Here is a 22666-nt window from a genome sequence, read left to right as displayed (position 1 = left end):
CTCCTCATTTTTCGTTCTTTTTGGTCATGGTGACCTCGTCCTTGACCGGGGTCTGGGTCTGCTTCGCGCTGTCGTCGGTGGTGATCGTGACGGCATTGTCCGGCAAATTGCCGAGCGGCTCGGGCAGTGCGTCGTGGATCGTCGCACGCGGGTCCTTGAAGCTCTTGGCCGTGCCGATCAGCGCGCGGAAGGGGCCCTTGATCGAAACGTTGAACTTGAACGGCAGCTTGCGCAGGACACGGCGGATGAAGCGCTGGGTATTATTGTTGCCGAGCGCCACTTCGTCGACGATCAGCCGGGTTCCAAATTCCCCCGCCAGATCGCCGTCGAGCCGCACGATCATGCTCTTGAAGCGCAAATCGCGCAGCGCATTGAAGGCGATCCCGCCGAACAGGCCGAGGTTGGCCTTGTTGACAATGCCATTGTAGCGCAGCGCGCCGCCGGGGGCCCGGCTGTCAAGCCGCCCGCCGACGATCCGCCCGCCATTCTCGTCGAAGATCATCGGCAGGACGCCGTCGAACAGCCCGTCGGCGCCGATTTCCTTGAACCCGAAACTGGTAATCAGGATGTTCGCGTCAAGCCCGTCGACCGCGAACGTCAGCCGCTTGGGCGTCGGGCGACCGAGGTTGAGGATTGTCTCGCGAAGGAGCAGGCGACCCCCCATGAACGGCCAGTTGCCGTCCTCGATCTTGACCAGCTGGCCGGTCAGCAGCTGATAATGAAGCGTCCCGTTCTCGACCAGGATGCCGGGGTTCACCGTGGCCAGCGTGACCGTCTGCCCCGGCGCCGTCTCGAGCGCGAGGAGGTCGGTAAAGTGGATCGTCCCGGCCAAGCCGGTAACCGGGCCGAACGCGGCGGCGAGATCGGTGCCGTCGGTCGAAAAATCGCCGGTCGAGGTGACCTCGGTGCCGCTCCAGTTGATCCGCCCCTGCCCGCGCACCGTCCCGTCGACCAAAGCGATGACGCCTTCGGTCAGCGGGGTAACCTGGTCGGGCTGAAGTCCGCTGGTGGCGAAGCGCAGTCCGGGGACGTCAAGGACGGCATGGCCCTTGCCCGATGCCAGCAAGTGCAGGATATCGACATTGATAACGAGCGCGCCCGACGCCGGATTGTGGAGCGCGCCAGTAGTGGTGATGCGGTCCCCGGCCAGCACGAAATGGACGCCTCGCGCCGCCAGCGGGTAGAATTTGACCTTCTCCGACCGGTCGGAAACGGTCAGCGCGCCGTCGACGGTCAGCGCCTTGGCGAAGCTCCACTTGCCGGCCGCATCGGACATGGCGAGCGGAATATTGCCGATCGTCCCGCCCCCGCCGGCAAAACGCCCCGCGATCCCGGCTGGCGTGAAGCGGCCGTCGAGCTGCTTCGCGTTGATCAGCACCGGCGCGGCAGGATTGCCAAGCCGCATCGCCAGCCCGTTGGCGTCGAACGTCTGGCTGGTCAGCAGCCGCGCGCGGTCGGCGACGATCTGCACCGGGGACGAGCCGAGACGCCCGGCAAGCCGGAGCTTCTGGGTGCCCGCCGCCACCATCAGCGGGCCGCCCGGGCGCTGGCTGAGGATCGGGCGCCCGAGCGGGCACAGCGGCACTCGCGCCGCGCCCAGCTTCATCGCGCCGATCGTCAGCGTCTCGAACCGCGTATCCAGGCAAGCGGCGCCGAACGACAGCCCGCCAGGCCCGCCGAGCGTGCCGTCGATGGGCACCCGCAGGCCCGTCACGCGGCCGCCGCTGAATGGGCCGTCGAGTAACGCGGTGGTGGTGATCCGGGTCGATCCGTCGGCCGCCGCGACAAACCGCAACGGGTCCATCGCCAACCGTGAACCCCCAAACTTATAGGTCGCAAATCGTGCTTCGCCGCTCGTCGGGCCGCCGCCGCGCGGCTGGTGGAGGTCGATCCGCCCCTCGGGAAGCCCGCCCCCCGACGTCTCGATCAGGCTGTCGATGCGGATCTTGCCGCTGGGCCAGTAATAGGTGACGCCGTCACGGCCGCCGACGCGGATGCGGGTGCCATTGGGCCCGCGCGCGTCGGCGCTTTCGATCCTGACCGCGCCGCCGCCGGTATAGTTGACCAGCCGCAGCGAGCCATTGGCAGCAAAGCCGCCCGTGGCGCGGGAAATGGCGGTGGCGATATTGCTCGTGATCGGCCCGATCGGGGACTTGGCGGCAGCGGCAAGCGGACCCGTGATCGACGCCGTCATCGAGGCAGGAAGCGCGGCGTGACTGGTCGCGTAATCGGCAACCAGCGCGATGTCGCCCTTGCCCGCAGCCAGGCGATAGCGGCCGTTGAGGCGAGTACCATCAGCATAAATCTGGCCGAGCCGGGCCCGTTGGGCACCAAGATCGACCGTACCGACGGCAAGCGCCGGCGTGCCCTTGAAGCCGATATTTGCGACAAGATTGGCAAGCCCGTTGGCGCCGGCGATCAATACCGGGGTCGCCAGCCGACCCTTCCCGTCAAAACTGCCAAAGCTTTCGGAAAAATCGCTGTCGAGATCGAGTCGCGGCGCGGCGATCGACAAATTGCTTTGCGGGCAGGCGAAATTCTGTGCGCTCAGCGGACCGATGACGTGGGGCCGTCGCTTGACGATCTCGACCTGCATCGATGCATGCATCGCGTTGATCGCACAGCGGCCAAAGGCGATGCGGGGCCCCGCGACCGCCAGATTGCCCTTGAACCCGCCAGTGAGATTACCCTTGCCCGCGACCGCAAAGCCGAGCGGGCCGAACGGCGTGCGCAGCGCGATCGTCGAATCGGCAACGTCGACGGCAACGTCGGGGAATTTAAACGGTGCCTTGCTGTTGCTCGGTGCTGGCAACAGCTTGTCGACCTCGCCCCAGCTGACCTTGTCGCCGACCAGCTGGCCGCGCAGGCGCACCCCCCGCGCAACGACGCGAAACACCTCCACCTTGCCGCTCAGCAATATCCGCATCTCGACCTGCGCCATCTTTGCGGTTAGGTCCGGATGCGCCGGATTGCCGATGACGAGATTGCTGATGCGCTGCGTTCTCAGCCCGACCCGGTCGAGGTGGTAAGTTGCCTGCACCCCGCGCCGCGACAGTTCGCGCGACAGGATGTTGGTGGCAATCGGCTTGCGCGCCAGCCACACGCCGAACAGCGCGATCAGGAACAGCCCCAGGATCCCCGCCACGAACAGCGCAAGTGCGCGGCCCGCACGGCGGCGACGCACGACAACCGTTTCGCGCGCTCCAGCCCCGTCGATTTCGCCTTCGCGCACGTCCATTGTTTCCTAAACAAAGCCCTCGCCTCGCCGTTCCGTGGACGACATGAACCGGGGCTGGCAAGCGGTGAAAAGCGGCAATGACGATGGCTGAAGGAGATTCGGGCAACGGCGGTCACCGCGCGCGCCTCCGCCAACGCCTGTTCGAGGGGCGAGACGGTGCGCTGCTCGATCACGAGCTGGTTGAATATCTGCTGACACTGGCGGTGCCGCGACGCGACACCAAGCCGATGGCGAAAAAACTGATCGCGCAGTTCGGCGGGATCGGGCCATTGCTCGGCGCAGCGCCCGAGACGCTCCGTCGCGAGGGGCTGAGCGAGGGGATCATCGGCGCGCTGAAAATTGCCGAGGCGACCGCGCTCCGCCTGCTCGAGACGCGGATCGAGGGGCGGCCCTTGCTGTCGAGCTGGGAAGCGCTTGGCGATTATCTCCAGGCTGCGATGGGTCACCAGCCTATCGAGGAAGTGCGAGTACTGTTCCTCAACGCCAAGAATCTGCTGATCGCCAACGAAAGCCTGTGGACCGGATCGGTCGACGAGGCGTCGGTCCATGTTCGTGAAATCATTGCGCGGGCCATCGCGCTGGGGGCGACCGCGATCATCATCGTCCATAATCACCCCAGCGGCGACCCCTCCCCCAGCCGGCAGGATATCATCCTGACCAAGGAGCTGATCGAGGCCGGGCGGCACATGAAGATCGCGGTCCACGACCATGTCATCGTCGGCGCGCAGGGCCGCTCGAGCATGCGCGCGCTCGGGCTGATCTGACCACCGGACAGAAAAAGCTGTCCTACATAAGGCCAAGTGTGAGAGTACCGGATCGGCTCTTTCAAACTCTCTGTTCGAACCACTTCCTGCGCGAAGCATTCGGTCCTGAAAACATCGTCACGAGCGCGAACATGTGTGAACATTCGCCCGCGAGCGAGCGCAGCGACAGGCGAGCGAGCGGCAGCGACCGGCGAGCCAACAAAGACTCTTAAGCCAACAAAGACTCGCCCCTTGGCCCCACCCCTGCTAGCCGCGCGGCCATGATCAGCCGCTATTCCCGCCCCGCCATGACCGCCATCTGGTCATCCGAAAACCGATATCGCATCTGGTTTGCGATCGAAGTTTTTGCCGCCGAGGCGATGGGCGAGCTTGGTGCCATCCCGGCCGAGGACGCACGCACCATCCGTGCCGCTTACGATGCCAATGTGCTGGGCGACATCGACGTTCCGGCGATCGACGCGATCGAGGCGGTAACCAAACATGACGTGATCGCCTTCCTGACCTGGGCCGGACAAAAGATGGGCCCCGAATCGCGCTGGCTGCACCAGGGAATGACCAGCTCCGACGTGCTCGATACCAGCCTGTCGGTCCAGCTGACCCAGGCAGCCGATATCCTCCTCGCCGATCTCGACGAGCTGCTGGCAGTCCTCAAGCGCCGCGCCTTCGAGCATAAAATGACCCCGACGATCGGCCGCAGCCATGGCATCCACGCCGAGCCGGTGACCTTCGGGCTAAAGCTGGCGCAGGCTTATGCCGAGTTCGCCCGCAATCGCGAACGCCTCGTCGCGGCGCGCAAGGATATCGCGACGTGCGCCATTTCGGGGGCAGTCGGCACCTTCGCCAATATCGATCCCCGGGTCGAGGCGCATGTCGCAAGCGAGCTGGGTCTCGAAATCGAGCCGACCAGCACGCAGGTCATCCCGCGCGACCGCCATGCGATGTTCTTCGCGACATTGGGCGTGATTGCCTCGTCGGTCGAGCGGCTGGCGGTCGAGATCCGCCACCTCCAGCGGACCGAAGTGCTTGAGGCCGAGGAATATTTCGCGCCCGGGCAAAAGGGCTCGTCGGCCATGCCGCACAAGCGCAACCCGGTGCTGACCGAAAATCTGACTGGCCTCGCGCGGGTCGTCCGCTCGGCGGTCGTGCCCGCGCTGGAGAATGTCGCGCTGTGGCATGAGCGCGATATTTCGCACTCGTCGGTCGAGCGCTACATCGGTCCCGACGCGACGGTGACGCTCGATTTCGCGCTCGCCCGGCTGACCGGGGTGGTCGACAAGCTGCTGGTTTATCCGGAGCGGATGCAGAACAACCTCGACCGGATGGGCGGGCTGATCCATTCCCAGCGGGTGCTCCTCGCGCTCACCCAGGCCGGCGTCAGCCGCGAGGACAGCTATTCGCTGGTCCAGCGCAACGCGATGAAGGTATGGGACGCCGACGGCCAGCTGTCGCTGCTCCAGCTGCTCAAGGACGATCCCGAAGTGACATCGCGCATCCCGCCCGCCGAGCTCGAGGAGTTGTTCGACCTTGGCTATCATCTCAAACGCGTCGACCAGATCTTCGAACGCGTGTTCGGAAGTCCGGCTTGAGCGCAAGAACTGCCCTCAAGGCGGCGACGAGCGACGCCCATGACCGGGTCGATGCCGCCTTCGCTGCCCATGATCTGACTGACGCGACTTCCTATGGAAACTTCCTCCAGCGCCACGCCGCTGCGCTCGGCCCGCTCGAGCAGGCGTTGGCCGACGCTGGCGCGGGCGCGCTGATCCCCGACTTTGACGAGCATCGCCGCGCACCGCTGCTGGCCGACGACTTGCGTCAGCTTGGCCTCACTGCTCCCCCGCCCCTGCCCGCCCCACGCTTTGCCAGTGACGAGCAGGCGATCGGCGGGCTGTACGTGCTGGAAGGATCGCGGCTGGGCGGCGCGGTGCTTCGTCGTGGCGTGTCGGCAGGTCTGCCGACGGCGTTTCTTTCGGCGTCGCAATCGTCCGGTCGCTGGGCCTGCTTTGTTGCGAGCCTCGATCAGTTGCTTTATTCCCGCCAACGACTTGACGCCGCCATCGCGGCAGCGATCGACAGCTTCGGCCTCTTCGAGTGGGCCGCAAAGGACAAGGCGTGAGCGAACAACCCGCGGTCGACCTGACCAACTGCGACCGCGAGCCGATCCACCAGCTCGGCGCGATCCAGCCGGTCGGTTTCCTTGTCGCGTTGTCGAGCGACTGGATGATCAGCCGCGTGTCGGCCAACGTCGAACAGTTTGTCGGCAAGCCGATCGACGAGCTGCTCGGCCATCACATCAACACGCTATTCTCTCCCGACGCGGTCCATTCGCTTCGCAACCGGCTGGCGCTGCTGCGCGGCAGCGACGCGATCGAGCGGCTGTTCCGGTGTGCGCTGCTCGGCGACCAGCGGGTGTTCGACATCGCATTGCACATGAGCGAGGGACGGGTGATCGTCGAGGCCGAGCCGTCGACTGAACAACATTATGGCGACGCCACCGGTACCATCCGCGGAATGATCGGGCGGCTCGACACCGCGCACGACATGCCCGCCTTTTTCAACGAAGGTGCCCGCCAGGTCCGCGCGCTGACCGGGTTTGACCGGGTGATGATCTACCGCTTTGCTCCCGACGGATCGGGCGAGGTCGTGGCGGAAAGCGCGCGCAGCGGGATCGGCAGCTTCCTGGGGCTTCATTACCCGCCGACCGACATTCCGCGCCAGGCACGCGAGCTGTACAAGCGCAGCCTGCTTCGCGTAATCACCGATATCGAGGCAGCCCCGGTGTCAATCGTGCCAACGCTCGACGAGCATGGCCAGCCGCTCGACCTGTCGCTGTCGGTGCTCCGCTCCGTCTCGCCAATCCACATCGAATATCTGCGCAACATGGGCGTGCGCGCGTCGATGTCGATTTCGATCATCGTCGAGGGCGAACTGTGGGGCCTTGTCGCCTGCCACCATTATTCGCCGCGCTGCCCAAGCTTCGAGCGTCGTTCGGTCGCCGAGCTGTTCGCGCAAATGTTCGCGATGCGGCTCGAGGTCCGCGAGCGCAAGGAAATCGTCGAATATGAGCGACGCGCTCGAGACATCTCCGATCAACTGCTCGGGGCGGTCGCATCCGACGAAACCCTGCTCAATGATCCGGACTGGCTGCTGGAAATCCTGACCCGCGCGATCCCGGCGGACGGACTGGGAGTGTGGATCAACGGAAACCATGCATTTGCCGGCAAGACGCCAGACAGCGCGGGTTTCGCCAAGATCGTGCGCGCGCTCAATGGAGCTTCGGCAGGACGCGCCTTTGCAACCGACCGTATCGCGCGCCTGGTGCCAACGGCGGTCGATCACGCCGGCGCGGCAGCGGGAATGCTCGCGATCCCGATATCGCGCACTCCGCGCGACTACATCATCCTGTTCCGGTCGGAGATGATCCACGCGGTGCGCTGGGGCGGTGACCCGCGCAAACCGGTCGAGGAGGGGCCCAACGGTTCGCGCCTGACTCCGCGCGAAAGCTTCGCCGAGTGGAAGCAACTGGTCGAGGGACAGTCCGATCCATTCAACTCATCCGACCTGCGTGTCGCCGAGACCCTCCGGGCGACGCTCATCGAAATCGTCCTGCGCCTGTCGGATGAAGCGAGCGAAGAACGGCGACTGGCGAGCGAGCGCCAGGAATTGCTGATTGCCGAACTCAATCATCGGGTGCGCAATATATTGAGCCTTATCCGCGGGCTGATTCGCCAGTCCAAGCCACCAGAGGGCACCAGTCTGGAAGAATTCGTGGCGATGATCGACGGGCGGATCCATGCCCTCGCCCGCGCGCACAACCAGATCACCGACGATCGCTGGGGGCCGGCCCCGCTGCAGACATTGATCGATGCCGAGGCAGCGATGTTCGTGGTCGACCGGCGTCGCCAGGTCGAAACCGACGGCGAGCCGATCCTCCTCAACCCGCAAGCCTATTCGAGCATCGCCTTGGTCATGCACGAGCTTGTCACAAATTCGGCCAAATATGGCAGCCTGTCGGACGGCGGCCGGGTCAGGATCAGTTGGCACCGGAACGCCGACCGCGACCTTGAACTTGGATGGGCAGAAAGCGGCGGACCTCGCGTCGGACTGCCGACACGCAAGGGATTCGGGACGACGATTATCGAGCAATCGGTGCCTTACGACCTTGGCGGCACGGCCCGGCTGGAATTTGCGCCTGACGGACTCACCGCAATGTTCATGATCCCCGAGCGACATCTGAGCGATCCGCGCGACGCGAAAATTCGGTCGAATCCCGAACCTCGTGAGGCGTCCGATATTCATCCGGTACCCGAGGACGCCTTGACCGGTCTGCGGCTGCTGCTGGTCGAGGACAGCCTGATCATCGCGCTTGATGCCGAGGACATACTCCGCCGACTGGGCGCTCGCGCCGTCATGACCGAGGGGAATGTCAGCGATGCGATCAGTGCAATCCACACCGACCCGCCAGACATCGCGATCCTCGACATCAACCTCGGTAACCATGACAGCTTCGCCATCGCCGATGCCCTTGCAGAGGCCGAGATCCCGTTCATGTTCGCCACGGGCTATGGCAAGCAAATGGTCTTGCCCGAAGCGCACCGCAACCGGATCGTCCTTCAGAAGCCCTATACGATGGCAAGCCTGGCACGGCGCCTGCCCGAGCTTGTCACGCTTGCAAGGGGTGGCAGCAAGGCGAACGACGGATTAAACAGGCAACCGGCCTAGCCTTCGAAATATTCCTTGATGCGGCCGAAGAAGCTGCGGCTCGCGGGGCATTCGTCGCCGGTCTCGGTGCTTCGAAACTGTTCGAGGATGGCGCGCTGTTCCTTGGTCATCTTGGTCGGAGTTTCGACCAGGATCCGCGTGACAAGGTCACCGCGACCACGCGCGTTAAGTACGCTCATCCCCGCACCGCGCTGACGAAGCATCTCGCCCGACTGAATTCCGGTCGGGATCTTGATCTCGATCCGCGCGCCGTCGACCCCGGGAACCTCAATCGTCCCGCCCAGCGCGGCGGTAGTGAAACTGACCGGGCATTCGGTGATGAGCGTCGTGCCCTCGCGGCTGAAATAGGCATGCCGCTTCATGTGGATGAACAGGTAAAGGTCGCCGCCCGGTGCCCCGCGGATGCCCGCCTCGCCCTCGCCCGCGACGCGGATGCGGGTGCCGTCATCGACTCCTGCGGGGATATTGACCGAAATCTTGCGCTGCTTGAGGGCGCGCCCTTCGCCCGAACAGGCGGGGCAGGGATTGGCGACGATCTGGCCTGATCCCTGGCATTGCGCGCAGCCGCGCTCGACGACGAAGAAGCCCTGCTGCGCACGGACCTTGCCCGCGCCGCCGCAGGTCGGACAGGTTTGCGCCGCAGCATGGCTGGTCGACCCGCGCCCCGCGCACGGATCGCACTTCGCGAGCGCCTCGATCGTCAGCGTCTTCTCGATCCCGGCGAACGCCTCCTCGAGGCTCAGCTCGAGGTCATAGCGAAGGTCGGCACCACGCGCGGCGTTGGCGCGCTGGGCACGCGGATCAGTGAATTCGCCGAAGATCGACGAGAAAATGTCGGAGAAGCCCTCGAAACCAGCGCCGTCACCGCCGCCGAATCCACCCGCGCCGGGGCCACCATTCTGGAAGGCAGCCTTGCCAAAGCGGTCATAGGCAGCGCGTTTCTGCGGATCCTTGAGGCAGTCATAAGCCTCGCTGATCGCCTTGAAACGCTCTTCCTTATCGGTGCAGCCGCCATGCCGATCGGGATGACAGTCCATCGCCAGGCGGCGATAGCTGGCCTTGATCGTCTTGTCGTCGGCGGTCCGCTCGACCTCGAGCAGCTCGTAATAATCGTCAACCATGACTTCTTCCCCGCAGTGTCGTCCCGGACCCCGCCGGAACGACACCACCCATCATGATCAGGCCTTGGGCTCTTCATCGACTTCCGAAAATTCGGCGTCGACAACATCGTCTTCTGCAGGCTTGGCCTCGGCAGTGGCGTCGGCCGAACCGGCGCCGGCATCGCCCGGGGCCGCCTGGCTTTGCTCATAGATTGCCTGACCGAGCTTCATCGCCGCCTGCGTGAGCGCTTCGGTCTTGGCTGTCATCGCCTCGGCATCGCCGCCTTCGACCGCAGCCTTGGCTTCGGTCAGGGCCGTTTCGATCTCGGTCCGGATTTCAGCCGACACCTTGTCGCCATGCTCCTTGAGCTGCGCCTCGGTTGAATGGATCAGGCTTTCGGCCTGATTCTTGGCCTCGGCCGCCGCGCGACGCTTCTTGTCGTCCTCAGCAAACTGCTCGGCCTCCTTGACCATCTTTTCGATGTCGTCGTCCTTCAGCCCGCCCGACGCCTGAATGCGGATCTGCTGTTCCTTACCAGTGCCCTTGTCCTTGGCCGAGACGTTGACGATGCCGTTGGCGTCGATGTCGAACGTGACCTCGATCTGGGGCACGCCGCGCGGCGCCGGCGGGATGCCGACGAGGTCGAACTGGCCGAGTACCTTGTTGTCGGCCGCCATCTCGCGTTCGCCCTGGAAGACGCGGATGGTGACGGCATTCTGATTGTCGTCGGCGGTCGAGAAGGTTTGCGACTTCTTGGTCGGGATGGTCGTATTCCGGTCGATCATCCGGGTGAAAACCCCGCCCAGCGTCTCGATGCCGAGTGATAGCGGCGTGACGTCAAGCAGCAGCACGTCCTTGACGTCGCCCTGCAGCACGCCCGCCTGGATGGCCGCGCCCATCGCCACAACTTCATCGGGATTGACGCCCGTGTGGGGCTCCTTGCCGAAGAATTCCTTCACGATTTCGCGGACGCGGGGCATGCGGGTCATGCCGCCGACCAGCACGACTTCGTCGATCCCGCTCGCGTCGAGACCGGCGTCTTTCAATGCCTTCTTGCACGGATCGAGGGTGCGGGTGATCAGGTCGGCTACCAGCTTCTCAAGGTCCGAGCGCGTGATCGTCTCGACGAGATGGAGCGGGGTGGTCTGGCCACCCTCCATCCGCGCGGTGATGAACGGCTGGTTGATCTCGGTTGTCTGCGCCGAGCTCAATTCGATCTTGGCCTTCTCGGCGGCTTCCTTGAGCCGCTGCAACGCCAGCCGATCGGTCTTGAGGTCGATGCCTTCCTTGGCCTTGAACTTGTCGGCAAGGTATTCGACAATCTTGGCATCGAAATCCTCGCCGCCGAGGAACGTGTCGCCGTTGGTCGACTTCACTTCGAACACGCCGTCGCCAATCTCGAGCACCGACACGTCGAACGTGCCGCCGCCAAGGTCATAGACCGCAATCGTCTTGCCATCGTTCTTGTCGAGGCCATAGGCAAGAGCGGCCGCCGTTGGCTCGTTGATGATGCGCAGCACTTCGAGGCCGGCGATCTGGCCAGCGTCCTTGGTCGCCTGGCGCTGGGCATCGTTGAAATAGGCCGGAACGGTGATCACCGCCTGGGTGACGGTCTCGCCGAGATAGGCCTCGGCGGTTTCCTTCATCTTCTGCAGGGTGAAGGCACTGACCTGTGAAGGCGAATAATCCTTGCCGCCCGCCTGGACCCAGGCATCGCCATTCTGGCCCTTGACAATCTTGTAAGGAACCAGCTCGGTGTCCTTCTTGGTGATCGGATCGTCGAAGCGGCGGCCGATCAGCCGCTTGACTGCGAAGATGGTATTGTCGGGATTGGTCACCGACTGTCGCTTGGCGGGCTGGCCGATCAGTCGCTCACCGTCCTTGGTGAAGGCGACAACCGACGGCGTGGTGCGCGCACCTTCCGAATTCTCGATGACCTTGGGCTTGCCGCCCTCCATCACTGCAACGCAGCTGTTGGTCGTACCCAGATCGATCCCGATCACTTTTGCCATGCTTTAGTTCCTCTATACCCCGTGCGGGCCACCCCGCGGGCATCCCAGCGAATTGATTATGATGGCGATATAGGGGGCGAAATCGAGTGGACAAGGTTGGCGCCGTTGTTAGGCTGGCGACATCTTCTCCAACAGATAGACGCGGGACGCTCGATGATGAATGCGGTGGCTTCGGGACGGTGGCTGACCGATGAGCGAGTCACGGCCGTCGCGCGGATCAGCGCACTCGCCGGCATCGCCATGCTGGCGATCTGGTGGCTGGGTGGGCACGGATCTGTCGATCCCTTCGGTGAGCCAATCGGCCGCGATTTCACCGCCTTTTACAATGCCGGGCGCGTTGCCAATGCCGGCCATCCTGCCAGCGCCTATAATCCCGACGTCATCAATGCCAGCGTGCGTTCCGTGAACGGCGCCAATTACCCGATGGCGTGGATCTATCCACCGACCTTCCTGTTCATCGCCAGCCCGCTCGCGCGCTTGCCTTATTTGCTCGCGCTGTTGCTTTGGTATGTGATCGGACTGGTCGCGATCGGGCTGGTCCTTGCGGCGATCCTCCCGAACCGGCGTGCCGTGATGATCGCCCTGGCGTCACCCTTGACCCCGATGGTGCTCGGCGGCGGCCAGAATGCGTTCCTGTCGGCCGGGCTACTTGGCGCCGGCCTGCTGATGCTCGACCGAAGGCCAGCCGTCGCAGGCGGAATTTTCGGCGTGCTAACTTATAAACCGCAATTGGGGATCGGCATCGCCCCGCTGCTGCTCATCGAACGCAACTGGCGCGCCATTGCCGCTGCGATCGTCACTACTGCCGCACTAATCGGCCTGTCGGCAATGATCTGGGGCATAGACAGCTGGGCTGCGTTTCCCGGCGGCCTTGCTAACGGGCGCTACTGGATGGAGCAAGGTACGTCGGGCTTCGACAAGAGCGCAAGCCTGTTTTCGGTAATCCGCCTGTGGGGCGGGTCAATCCAGTTCGGCTATGTCGTCCAGGCGATCGGGCTGGTGCTTGGCCTGTTCACCATCTGGCGGTGCGCAAAAGCCGACCCCGCGGTGCGCAATGCCTCGGTCTGCGCAGCGGTCGGCCTGTCGACGCCCTATTTCATGGACTATGACATGGCGACGATCGGGCTTGGCGCGGTGTTCCTCTATGCTTTGTGCGCGCGCGACGGTTTTCGACGTTACGAGTGCAGCGCCATCGCGTTCATCTGGGTAGCGCCGTGGTTCAGCCGCGCCGCGGCGGGCAATTTGCTTCTCCCGCTGGGGCCACCGGCGACCCTGCTGCTGACCTGGCTGGTCCTTGCCCGCGCCGGTGTCACGGCATCGCCATTCCGCCGTTCACGTGCAGCGTCTGCCCCGTGACATAGCCTGCCTCGCGGCTGGCCAGATAAGCAACCGCAGCGCCGATATCATCGCCTGTGCCCATCGCGCCGGACGGGATGCGCCCGAGGATCGCGGCTTTCTGCGCATCGTTGAGCGTTTCGGTCATGGCCGAGGTCATGAACCCGGGCGCGACGCAGTTGGCGGTGATGCCCCGGCTGGCGAGTTCCTGCGCGACCGCCTTGGTCATCCCCTCGAGCCCGGCCTTCGACGCCACATAATTCGCCTGGCCCGGGTTGCCCGTCTTTCCAACGACCGAGGTGATCGAGACGATCCGCCCGAACCGTGCCTTCATCATCGGGCGGGCGGCGGCGCGCATCAGGCGGAAGGCGGCGTTGAGGTTGATCGCGATGACTTCGTCAAATTCGTCGTCCTTCATCCGCATCAGGAGATTGTCGCGCGTCACCCCGGCATTGTTGACGAGGATGTCGAGCTTGCCGCCGAGCGCCTCGACCGCCGCCGGCACCAATGCATCGACCGCACCGCCGTCGGACAGGTTGCACGGCAAGGCGACATGATCGCCGCTGAGGGTGTCGCGGAAGGAAGCAAGCTTGGCCTCATTGCTTCCCGACAGCGCGAGGCGCGCGCCCTGCTCCGCCAGCGCCCTGGCGATCGACGATCCCAGCCCACCGCTCGCGCCGGTCACCAGCGCGGTCATCCCCGTGAGGTCGAACATCATGCGATCTCCTTCGCCAGCGCTTCGATATCGTCGATCGTCACAACGCTGGTCACGCGCATGTCGGGGGCAATGCGCCTGACCATCGGGCCGAGAACCTTGCCGCCAAGCTCGACGAATTCCTCGACCCCGGCCTCGGCCATTGCCGCGATCGTCTCGCGCCAACGGACCATGCCGGTAACTTGGGCCACAAGATTGGCACGCAGGTGATCGGGATCGCTTTCGGGTGCGGCGGTGACATTGCAGTAGATCGGCACCGCCGGGCGGGCGATGGTCGTCGCGCCGAGCGCCGTCTCCATAGCATCGGCGGCAGGCTGCATCAGCGAGCAGTGGAACGGCGCCGACACTGGCAGCTGGATCGCGCGCTTGGCGCCCATCCCCTTGGCGATATCGATCGCGCGCATGATCGCCTTGAACGATCCCGAGATGACGACCTGGCCGGGATCATTGTCGTTGGCGACTTCGCACACGTCGCCCTCGGCCGCAGCCTCGGCAATCCGCCGCGCCAGTTCCAGGTCAGTGCCCAACAGCGCGGCCATCGCGCCTTCGCCGACCGGGACCGCCGCCTGCATCGCCAGCCCGCGCGTGCGCAGCAGCTTGGCAGTCGTCGCCAGGTCGATCGCCCCCGCCGCACACAGTGCCGAATATTCGCCAAGGCTGTGCCCCGCCGCGACCTGTGCCGACTTGCCCAGGTCAATCCCGCAATCGATCGTCAGCAATCGGTACACCGCCAGCGCATGCGCCATGATCGCCGGCTGGGCATTTTCGGTCAGTTTCAGCTCATCTTCGGGCCCGTCGCGCATCAACCGGGCGAGATTCTGCTCCAGCGCCTCGTCAACGAGGTCGAACGTATCGCGCGCGGTGCGACTGGCTTCGGCGAGCGCGGCGCCCATGCCGACCGCCTGGCTGCCCTGGCCCGGAAATAGAAATGCGCGCATATATTACCCCATTGGAATGACCCGCGCGGCCTAGAACCGCCGCCCGCGATTGCCAAGACCGACCGTTCGTGAGACTCCTTGCAAGGGGGGACATATGGTCGACCGGCACGACGGCATGATGGGCATCTGGATGACCAGCGCGTTGGTCGTCGGAACGATCATCGGCGCGGGCATCTTCATGCTGCCGGTCAGCCTCGCCCCGCTCGGACGCAATGCCCTAATTGGGTGGGTCGTCAGCGGTATCGGAGTGCTGTGCATCGCCTATGCGCTGGCCCAGCTGTCGAAACTTGGCGGCGACGGCATCCAGGCCAATGTCGAGCGCGAGTTCGGGCCAACCACCGCCTTCCTCGTCGCCTTCGCCTTCTGGGTGTCGAACTGGACCGCCCAGGCGTCAGTGGCGATCGGGACGGTGTCGGCGCTGGTGTTCATCAGTCCCGCTTTCGGCGGTCAGGCAATGATCGTGCCGCTCTCGATCGCCAGCATCGTCCTCATCACTGCGGTCAACGCGATGGGGGTTCGAGCGTCGGGGCGCTTCGGCGTGGTCACAGTCCTTATCAAGCTGCTGCCGCTGTTGGCAGTCATCTGGCTCTTCCTGGCGCGCGGGGCGGGGGGCGGCAGTTATGAAATGCTGGCACCTTTGCCGGTCAATTTCGCCAATATCGCTGGCGCCTCGGCGCTGACGTTCTTCGCATTTACCGGGTTCGAGGCGGCGACCGCCCCGGTCGGCAAGGTCCGTGACCCGGGCAGGACGATACCGCGTGCGTTGATCGGCGGCACCGCCTTCGTCGTCCTGCTCTATCTCGCTGCCGGAGCCAGCATCCAGCTCCTCCTGCCGGCTGATCTGGTGGCAAGCTCCCCTGCCCCGTTCGCCGACGCGCTGGCCGCGCAGTGGGGCCGCGGCGCGGCATCGCTTGCAGCACTGGGCATCGCCGTCGCCGCGATCGGCTGTCTCAACGGCTTGATGCTGGGCACGGGCGAGCTTGGCTACGCGATGGCGCTGCGTGGCGACCTGCCGAAGGTCATGGCCGTGACCCGGGGAACAAATACGCCGATCGTGGCGCAGTTGGTCGGATCGGGGCTGACGATCCTGCTGCTGCTCGCCAACAGCAGCCGCTCCACCGCCAGCCTGTTTACCTTCATCATCCTGTTATCGACTGCGGCCGTGATCGTCGTCTACCTCGTCGGTTCGCTCGCGGCGTGGAAGCTTGCGCCCGGGCGGGGAGCTCGGGCGATCATTGCGGTAGGCATCCTCTTCATCGCCTTCGCTGCCTACGGCACCGGACTCGAAGCCGATCTATGGTGCCTCGTCCTGCTCGCAATCGGAGTGGTGTTGCGAGCGGTCGTGCGCGCGCTTAGCGTAGGGCGGTCGTCCACGGTGACCGTCCCAGCCGCGCTTCCGGAATAAGCCCCCGCAACTTTTGCGCGAAACTTCTAAGGCAGACTTCACTCGTCCCCAGCGGCCCCGCGACATAGGCCGGGCTCTCCATCCCCGCCTGGACCCGCGCGATCAGCTCGGTATCCTCGGCGTTGACCCGGCGGTTGATCCGCCAGTTGAGATAGCGCGCGGCGGTCATCTCGCGCCTGCTGTCGGGCAGCGCATAGCTGATCTCGCGGATCACGGTCTTCGTTCCCGAAACCGGAAGAAATTGCATGAAGTCGACCTGATCGGGATAAATGTCGAACGCGACATTGGGGAAAAGCTTGAAATACAGCCACTTGCGGCGGTGCGAGACGGGCAGGTGCGCGACCTGAGGCAACATCTTCTGATAAGCCCGCTCGGACGGATTGGCGCTCTCCCCCTCGACCAGGTCGCCCTCCATCCGGTCGACATGCTCGCCAGCCTCGATCCGGTAACCCCGCCCGAACAGCCGTGTCAGCCCGGGATGCCCGACGGGAATGTGCAGACCGTCGGAATAATTGTCGGCAATCGTCTTCCAGTTGAGGTCGCGTGGGCGGAGCGTCAGCCGGCCAATGGGGCGCAGTTCCTCGAACCGATAGGGCGCAATTTCGGCCTCGTGCGGGGCCATCATTTCAGCCACTGACGGCGCCCCGGGCTCGAGCGTCACGAACAGGAAGCCGCGCCACTGCTCAAGCGCAACCGGGATCAGCCCGAGCGTCGCCGGGTCGAGCCCGGGATATTCGCTACGCTGGGGCACCCCGATCAGCCGCCCGTCCTTGCCATAAGTCCACGCGTGATAGGGACAGGTCAATCGCACCGCGCACCCCGCCTCGCCATCGACCAGCCGTGACCCGCGATGGCGGCAGACATTGGCGAACGCCCGCGCCACCCCGTCGTCGCCGCGGATGACGATGATGCTCTCGCCCAGATAATCGAGCGTGCGCCAGTCTCCCGGCGCGGGGATTTCGCTGTCGTGGCAAACCACCTGCGGCGCGGCACGAAGGAAGGCCTCGCGCTCGGCTGCGAAGAAATGCTCGTCATGATACAGCCACCCCGGCAGGCTCATGCCGTCAAGCGGATCGGGGGCGTCAGCGACGGAGTGGAGCGTAGTGGCCATAGCTGCTTGTGCCACGCCGCAGCCTTCGCGACAATTCGCCAGCCTTGCCTTTTCTCCCCTCTTCCACCATAGGCGCCGCTTCCGGGGTGTCGGCCTGTCCGCCGCCCCGGTCATTTTGAGACGACAGTCGGAGGGGCGTTCGCATGGTGCGGCGTCAGCGATCGGCCAACAGATGAGAAACACATGCCGTTGTACGAGCATGTTTTCCTCGCGCGTCAGGATCTGGCTCAAGCCCAGGTCGATACGCTCGCGGAAAGCGCAACCAAGATCATCACCGACCTCGGTGGCAAGGTGATCAAGACCGAAGCCTGGGGCCTTCGTGGCCTGGCCTATCGGATCCAGAAAAATCGCAAGGCGCACTACGTCATGATGGACGTCGATGCTCCCCCCGCGGCGCTGGCCGAACTCGAGCGCCAGACCGGCCTCAACGAGGACGTGCTTCGCTTCATGACGATCAAGGTCGATGCCCATGAGGCTGGCCCGTCAGTCATGATGCGCAAGAACGACCGTGACCGTGAGCGCGGCGAACGTGGTGGACGCGACGATCGCGGCCCGCGCGGCGGCTTTGGTGGTGACCGTGGCGACCGTGGTGATCGCGGCGGCTTCGGCGGCGGCGACCGCGACCGTGCGCCCCGCGCCGAACAGGAGGCTTGATCATGGGTCGTCCCTTTTTCCGCCGTCGCAAGTCGTGCCCGTTCTCGGGCGCCGACGCCCCCCGGATCGACTATAAGGACGTCCGCTTGCTGCAGGGCTTTGTGTCCGAGCGTGGCAAGATCGTCCCGAGCCGCATCACTGCGGTCTCGACCAAGAAGCAGCGCGAGCTGGCCAAGGCGATCAAGCGCGCCCGCCAAATCGGCCTGCTCCCCTATGTCGTCAAGTAAGGAGGGCTGAACATGGATGTCATCCTGCTGGAACGCGTCGAGAAACTCGGCTCGATCGGTGACGTGGTCACCGTCAAGAACGGTTTCGCGCGCAATTTCCTCCTGCCCAACAAGAAGGCCCTTCGTGCCAATGAGTCGAACAGGAAATTGTTCGAATCCAACCGCGCAAAGATCGAAACCGACAATGCCAACAAGCGTGGCGATGCCGAAGTTGCGTCGAAGGACGTCGACGGCAAGTCGGTCGTGTTGATCCGCCAGGCATCGAACGTCGGTGCGCTTTATGGTTCGGTCAGTGCCCGGGATATTGTCGAGGCGCTCGACGCCGAAGGCGCCAAGGTGATGAAAAGCCAGGTCATCCTGGGCAAGCCGATCAAGAACATCGGTCTTCACGACGTTCGCGTTGCGCTCCACCCGGAGGTCAATGTGACGGTCAAGGTCAATGTCGCGCGGTCGCCTGAAGAGGCCGAGCTTCAGGCCAAGGGCGTCGACGTCATGGCGTCGATGTTCGAGCGCGACGAGGCAGGCTTCGTCGAGGCCTATGATCCCAACGCCGAGCCTGGCGCGACTGCCGACGTCAACCCCGATGCGGAGGCTCCGGCCGCTGCAGCCGAGGGTGACGAAGCCGCCGCGTAAACGAAGCTTGGTTGCAACAGAAACGGCCGCCGGGGGAAACCTCGGCGGCTTTTTTGTTGAGGTTCAGGCTGTCGCGCGGCGTCGGGCGAACATGGCTTTTTCGGCGGCGATTGTCGCGGCAAGGCTTGGCCGGGCATGGATGGCCGCGGCATAAGCACGCACCTTCGGCCATGCCGCGAGGTCGAGCCCGAGATGATCGAAATTGACCAATGGGCTGGCCACCGCCAGATCGGCGAGCGTGATCCGGTCGTTGACCAAAAAGCCGGACGCCGGAATTTGTCCTTCCAGATAATCCATCAGCGGCGGCAATTCATCGTGCTCGGCTCGGTCGGCCACGGAAAGATCGCCGTCTCGGCCAAGGAACATCGGCGCCACGATGCGGTTGAAGAACATCTTTGAGCCACAGCCGAACAGCAACGTATCGGCCCATTCGTCGAACCAGATCGTCCGCCCGCGAGCGCGGGCCTCAATCGGAATGAGACCCGACCCGGGCTTCAGCGCATCGAGATAATGAACGATCGCGCTCGAATCGGAGAGGTTGAAGTCGCCATCGACTAGCGCCGGAATCTTGGCGAACGGGCTTGCCGCACGGAACACCGGATCGTCGCTGCCAAGCCCGATTGGCTTGACCTCGAGGATCGACCCCTGCTCCGCCGCAAAGGCGATGACCTTGCGCACGAATGGCGAAATCGAGGAACCATAGAGGATCATGCACTTCTCCCTTGTGCCCAGTTTAGGCTCATGCTCGCGGCGCGTCCACCGCTCACGCTATGCGATAATGATCCGCCACCCGGTCCAGGGCGAAGGTCAGGACCAGCTTGCCCGCCCGTGCCGGCCAGCCCAGCGCACGTTCGGCGTCGCGCATGCCCTCCCCGGCGCAAACCACTCGCCATAATATGTCGGCAAGTCCCGGCCCGACTGACGACGTTGCGCTGTGGAAGCGGGCACGAGCGTCGATCTGGGCCAAGCTGAGGTCGATCCCGCCGCTCCCGCTGCGCCCTCCCGACGGCGCGGCGTCCCACCGCATCGTTACGCGCGGATCGAGGCTGGCGCGCTCCCAGTCGAGCCGCAGCCGCTCCCCGGCGTCATACTGGCGGCGGGTGAGGTGACCATGGGCGAGCAGCCATCCCAATGGCGACTCGGCCAGGTTCACGCTCACCGTTCGGGTTCTACGGATGCCCCGACCATTGTCCTTGCCCGGCCCCCGGGATGGTCCGTCCTCGCCCTCTTCGAATAGGTCGCGCTCCTGGATCAGTCGTTGCCTGGCCATTTGTCACTCCTCCTGCCCGAGTCGAGGCGGGGGCTTGCCACAGGAGATGAATTGTAGGACAGAAGAAAAACCGCTTTGGTTCGGGAGAAGTATGATGATCACTCGTATCCGGGATGTTCGCAAGGCCCGCGGCATGACGCTGGACGATGTCGCCAAGGCATGCGTCCCGCCGACCACGCCGCAGACCGTCGGGCGGCTCGAAACCGGTACCCGGACCGTGTCGGTCGGCTGGCTCAATCGCATCGCTGCCGCGCTCAAGGTCGAGGCGTCCGACCTGGTCGACAGCCCCGATCGCGCCGAGCTGCCGTTGATCGCCGTGCTCGGGGCGAACGGCGCCGCCGCGCCGCGCCGCAGTGGAGTCGCCGTTCCGCCGCGGCCCGCGCCGGGCCAGGTGGCGGTGGCAGTCTCGGCCTCGCTCGGCGATTATCGAGCGGGCGACCAGCTGTGGTGCGACCAGCTCGATCCCGAAAATTTCGCCACCGCGCTCAATCGCGACGTGCTCGTCCCGCGCCCTGCCGGTCGCTTCATGTTCGGCCGGCTGATCGGTCGCGAGCCGTCTAGCGAGGGCGGCGGCAAGCTCCACATCCTGCCGCTTGGCGCAGGGAGCCGCCAAAGTGTCGTCACCGACCCGCCGTGGATCGCCGTGGCAACCAGGCTGGTACGCGACCTTTAGCGCCAAACTACGCCGCCGCGGGACCGGGCGACGACCGGGGGCCTTGGCGTGCCCGCCAGGGTCACATGCTGGACAGTGTGGCGCACGTTCCTGTCTATCTGTGACCTACAGAGAAAAGTGCTTCCCGTCAGCATGTTGAGCCTGATTTCGGTTCACTGTCCTGCCGTGATTCGACGCCGAGGGAGGGCACGCTGAGACCCGGCGCGAGTGACGCGAGGTCGCTGATGATTGCGTCGACATGGACCTGCGCTGCTGGCAGCCTGAGATGGGTCCAGAGCGCGCGCAGCGCCCATCCGTCAGGCCGGCGAGCGACGCGGTAGACACTTTCCCGGCTCATCCCGACCTGCGCGGCGGCAGTCGAGACATTGCCTGTCGCCCGAAGCGCGACGAGAAAGCAGGCCTGGCGTGGCCCACACCATCGGCGCGGGGCCGAGGGGAGAAGCGCGGCGGAGTCGGGATAAGTGGAATCGTCCATCGACGAGGCTGAAGCAGTTTGCGCCCGTGCAGGACAGCTATTTCTGCTGAGATCCCCCGGTCACTCGGACACGGCCGTCCGGTAGGTCGTGGCAGGTTGGCGCGATCGGCGCGGCGTCCGATCGCCTTGACCGCAAGCGTGCCGGTATCGCCGACGCTTGCCTCATCCGGCGCCGCGTGGCATCGGCGCGCCACCGCTGGTGCGGGCGCTTAGCTCAGTTGGTAGAGCGCTTCCTTTACACGGAAGATGTCGGCGGTTCGAGCCCGTCAGCGCCCACCACGGAGTTCCGCCATCTTCCAGCAAACCCCGGACGTGATCCGGCGGTTCGGTTGAACCATGGCTACTCCTCGGTCGACACGAGCGGTGCCGGCCATTGGCGCCTTGCAGCCCGCGCCATTGCCTCTACCCGGAACAATCAGATTCCCGCGACGCGGCCCACTTCAGCGAAATAGCGCTTCATTGCGATGCTGGTGGTCGGCGCCATTTCCACGAACACGCGGCGGCCGTCATGGGGATCGGCGCGGCGCATCAGTAAACCGTTGTCGGTCAGCGTCTTGATCCAGCGAAGCGCGGTCGTCGCGGGAACGGCGGCGGCGATACACAGGCTGGAGACGGGCACACGGACCTGCGCAATCTCGGCCTGGGTAAGGTCGAGCAACATGTCCCACGCCGGATCGGCGAATAACTCCTCGTCGAAGAAGCGGGCACGAAGGCGCCGCGCGCGGATCACCGTCCGGACCGTTTCGGGGGCGATTTCGGGTGGCGGATCATTGGCTTGGATGCGCGGCACGGTGAGCGCGATCGGTGGCAGCGCGGCCGGGCCACCCGACAACCGGGCAAGCGTCGCGGCGATCCGCCCGACCTCGTCGGTCAGCTGGCGAAGCCGCGCCGCGCTATTGTCGGTGGCGACGTCGGACAGGCGAGCCCCGCTGCTGGTGGCCCCGCCGTTGCGAGCGCCAGCGTTGAGCGGTGTCAGCGCCATCGCCAGCGCGGCGACCCGGGCAGCATCGTCGCCTTCGTCGATCAGCAGTTCAACCCGGCCGGCGCCGATCCGCGCCACGACACTGTCGATCAGGCCCGGACTGGCCGAGACAATCGCCGGCCACAATGTCCCCGCGCGGCGGTCGATCGTGTCGAGCAAGGCATCGAGCGCGGCGCCCTCGTCCTGGTCGAGTTCAACCCACACCGCGCTGGCACGCGCCTGCTGATCGAGGCGTTCGAGTGCGTCGCCGATCGACACCGCGCCGGGCGTGCGCAATCCCGCCGCTTCGACCAGGGCGAGCGCACGCTGGCGAGCCGCAGGACTGCTTCCCGCGATGAACACCGGCGCAAGGGTTTCGGGCGCAGAGAGCGAATGCCCCCTGGCCAGCTGGCTGGCATATTCCATGAGATTAGC

General features: G+C 65.0%; 20 protein-coding genes and 1 tRNA gene. 11 read left to right on the top strand and 10 right to left on the bottom strand.

Translation table 11 applies throughout. The features are described 5' to 3' along the window. Window positions 1-4: 4 nt before the first annotated feature. Complete coding sequence (locus tag U1700_RS13560; RefSeq protein ID WP_332753212.1) at window positions 5-3232, bottom strand: intermembrane phospholipid transport protein YdbH family protein; 3228 nt, start codon at window positions 3230-3232, stop codon at window positions 5-7. 89 nt (window positions 3233-3321) lie between these two features. On the opposite strand from U1700_RS13560, the gene radC reads away from it, so the two are divergent. The 4 genes from radC to U1700_RS13540 all read left to right on the top strand — a co-directional run bounded on the left by radC (window position 3322) and on the right by U1700_RS13540 (window position 8721). Then, window positions 3322-4002, top strand: a complete 681-nt coding sequence (gene radC, locus U1700_RS13555) for a RadC family protein (RefSeq protein ID WP_332753211.1) — start codon at window positions 3322-3324, stop codon at window positions 4000-4002. A 260-nt stretch (window positions 4003-4262) separates the two neighbouring features. Beyond that, window positions 4263-5588, top strand: a complete 1326-nt coding sequence (gene purB, locus U1700_RS13550; protein WP_332753210.1) for an adenylosuccinate lyase — start codon at window positions 4263-4265, stop codon at window positions 5586-5588. Beyond that, window positions 5585-6115, top strand: a complete 531-nt coding sequence (locus U1700_RS13545; RefSeq protein WP_332753209.1) for a biliverdin-producing heme oxygenase — start codon at window positions 5585-5587, stop codon at window positions 6113-6115. The genes purB and U1700_RS13545 overlap by 4 nt, the downstream gene beginning before the upstream one ends. Then, window positions 6112-8721 carry an HWE histidine kinase domain-containing protein gene (locus U1700_RS13540; protein ID WP_332753208.1) on the top strand — a complete coding sequence of 870 codons (2610 nt, stop codon included), beginning with the start codon at window positions 6112-6114 and terminating at the stop codon, window positions 8719-8721. Before U1700_RS13545 ends, U1700_RS13540 begins: the two co-directional genes overlap by 4 nt. Here the strand turns inward: U1700_RS13540 and dnaJ are convergent. Both dnaJ and dnaK read right to left on the bottom strand, forming a co-directional pair. Next, window positions 8718-9842, bottom strand: coding sequence for a molecular chaperone DnaJ (gene dnaJ / locus U1700_RS13535; RefSeq protein ID WP_332753207.1), 1125 nt, complete (start codon window positions 9840-9842; stop codon window positions 8718-8720). The genes U1700_RS13540 and dnaJ overlap by 4 nt on opposite strands. 57 nt (window positions 9843-9899) lie before the next feature. Further along, on the bottom strand, window positions 9900-11834 hold the full coding sequence (dnaK, locus tag U1700_RS13530; RefSeq protein WP_332753206.1) for a molecular chaperone DnaK: 1935 nt from the start codon (window positions 11832-11834) through the stop codon (window positions 9900-9902). A gap of 153 nt (window positions 11835-11987) precedes the next feature. Here dnaK and U1700_RS13525 point away from each other — a divergent pair, with 153 nt between their 5' ends. Then, the gene (locus U1700_RS13525; protein ID WP_332753205.1) at window positions 11988-13190 is read left to right on the top strand and encodes a glycosyltransferase family 87 protein; all 1203 of its coding nucleotides are present in this window, start codon (window positions 11988-11990) and stop codon (window positions 13188-13190) included. On the opposite strand, the gene fabG is transcribed toward U1700_RS13525, so the two are convergent. Together fabG and fabD are read right to left on the bottom strand one after the other, a co-directional pair. Further along, window positions 13144-13884 carry a 3-oxoacyl-[acyl-carrier-protein] reductase gene (fabG, locus tag U1700_RS13520; protein ID WP_332753343.1) on the bottom strand — a complete coding sequence of 247 codons (741 nt, stop codon included), beginning with the start codon at window positions 13882-13884 and terminating at the stop codon, window positions 13144-13146. The genes U1700_RS13525 and fabG overlap by 47 nt on opposite strands. Continuing rightward, complete coding sequence (fabD, locus tag U1700_RS13515) at window positions 13884-14822, bottom strand: ACP S-malonyltransferase (RefSeq protein WP_332753204.1); 939 nt, start codon at window positions 14820-14822, stop codon at window positions 13884-13886. Before fabD ends, fabG begins: the two co-directional genes overlap by 1 nt. Window positions 14823-14916: 94 nt before the next feature. Here fabD and U1700_RS13510 point away from each other — a divergent pair, with 94 nt between their 5' ends. Next, on the top strand, window positions 14917-16227 hold the full coding sequence (locus U1700_RS13510) for an APC family permease (RefSeq protein ID WP_332753203.1): 1311 nt from the start codon (window positions 14917-14919) through the stop codon (window positions 16225-16227). Here U1700_RS13510 and U1700_RS13505 read toward each other — a convergent pair. After that, on the bottom strand, window positions 16175-17338 hold the full coding sequence (locus tag U1700_RS13505; RefSeq protein WP_332753202.1) for an aromatic ring-hydroxylating oxygenase subunit alpha: 1164 nt from the start codon (window positions 17336-17338) through the stop codon (window positions 16175-16177). The two genes, U1700_RS13510 and U1700_RS13505, sit on opposite strands and share 53 nt — an antisense overlap. 183 nt (window positions 17339-17521) lie before the next feature. Here U1700_RS13505 and rpsF point away from each other — a divergent pair, with 183 nt between their 5' ends. Genes rpsF through rplI form a run of 3 tightly spaced genes read left to right on the top strand, consistent with a single transcriptional unit; the run spans window position 17522 to window position 18852 of the window. Further along, on the top strand, window positions 17522-17992 hold the full coding sequence (rpsF, locus tag U1700_RS13500; protein WP_332753201.1) for a 30S ribosomal protein S6: 471 nt from the start codon (window positions 17522-17524) through the stop codon (window positions 17990-17992). 2 nt (window positions 17993-17994) lie between these two features. After that, window positions 17995-18219 (top strand): 30S ribosomal protein S18, encoded by a 225-nt coding sequence (gene rpsR / locus U1700_RS13495; protein WP_332753200.1) that lies wholly within the window; start codon window positions 17995-17997, stop codon window positions 18217-18219. 12 nt (window positions 18220-18231) lie between these two features. After that, the gene (rplI, locus tag U1700_RS13490) at window positions 18232-18852 is read left to right on the top strand and encodes a 50S ribosomal protein L9 (RefSeq protein ID WP_332753199.1); all 621 of its coding nucleotides are present in this window, start codon (window positions 18232-18234) and stop codon (window positions 18850-18852) included. A 63-nt stretch (window positions 18853-18915) separates the two neighbouring features. On the opposite strand, the gene U1700_RS13485 is transcribed toward rplI, so the two are convergent. After that, window positions 18916-19563 (bottom strand): glutathione S-transferase family protein, encoded by a 648-nt coding sequence (locus U1700_RS13485; protein WP_332753198.1) that lies wholly within the window; start codon window positions 19561-19563, stop codon window positions 18916-18918. A 52-nt stretch (window positions 19564-19615) separates the two neighbouring features. Beyond that, the gene (locus U1700_RS13480; RefSeq protein WP_332753197.1) at window positions 19616-20122 is read right to left on the bottom strand and encodes a DUF6456 domain-containing protein; all 507 of its coding nucleotides are present in this window, start codon (window positions 20120-20122) and stop codon (window positions 19616-19618) included. A gap of 94 nt (window positions 20123-20216) precedes the next feature. Between U1700_RS13480 and U1700_RS13475 the strand changes: the two genes are divergently transcribed. Next, window positions 20217-20795, top strand: a complete 579-nt coding sequence (locus U1700_RS13475; RefSeq protein ID WP_332753196.1) for a helix-turn-helix domain-containing protein — start codon at window positions 20217-20219, stop codon at window positions 20793-20795. A gap of 127 nt (window positions 20796-20922) precedes the next feature. On the opposite strand, the gene U1700_RS13470 is transcribed toward U1700_RS13475, so the two are convergent. After that, complete coding sequence (locus U1700_RS13470) at window positions 20923-21270, bottom strand: hypothetical protein (RefSeq protein WP_332753195.1); 348 nt, start codon at window positions 21268-21270, stop codon at window positions 20923-20925. Between the two features lie 203 nt (window positions 21271-21473). On the opposite strand from U1700_RS13470, the gene U1700_RS13465 reads away from it, so the two are divergent. After that, window positions 21474-21549 (top strand) — tRNA-Val (locus U1700_RS13465). Window positions 21550-21685: 136 nt separating this feature from the next. On the opposite strand, the gene U1700_RS13460 is transcribed toward U1700_RS13465, so the two are convergent. Then, window positions 21686-22657, bottom strand: coding sequence for a MarR family transcriptional regulator (locus U1700_RS13460; protein ID WP_332753194.1), 972 nt, complete (start codon window positions 22655-22657; stop codon window positions 21686-21688). Window positions 22658-22666: the final 9 nt, after the last annotated feature.

The organism is Sphingomonas sp. RB1R13 (assembly GCF_036663775.1).
GTDB lineage: Bacteria > Pseudomonadota > Alphaproteobacteria > Sphingomonadales > Sphingomonadaceae > Sphingomicrobium.
This window is presented reverse-complemented; position numbering and strand designations above follow the sequence as displayed.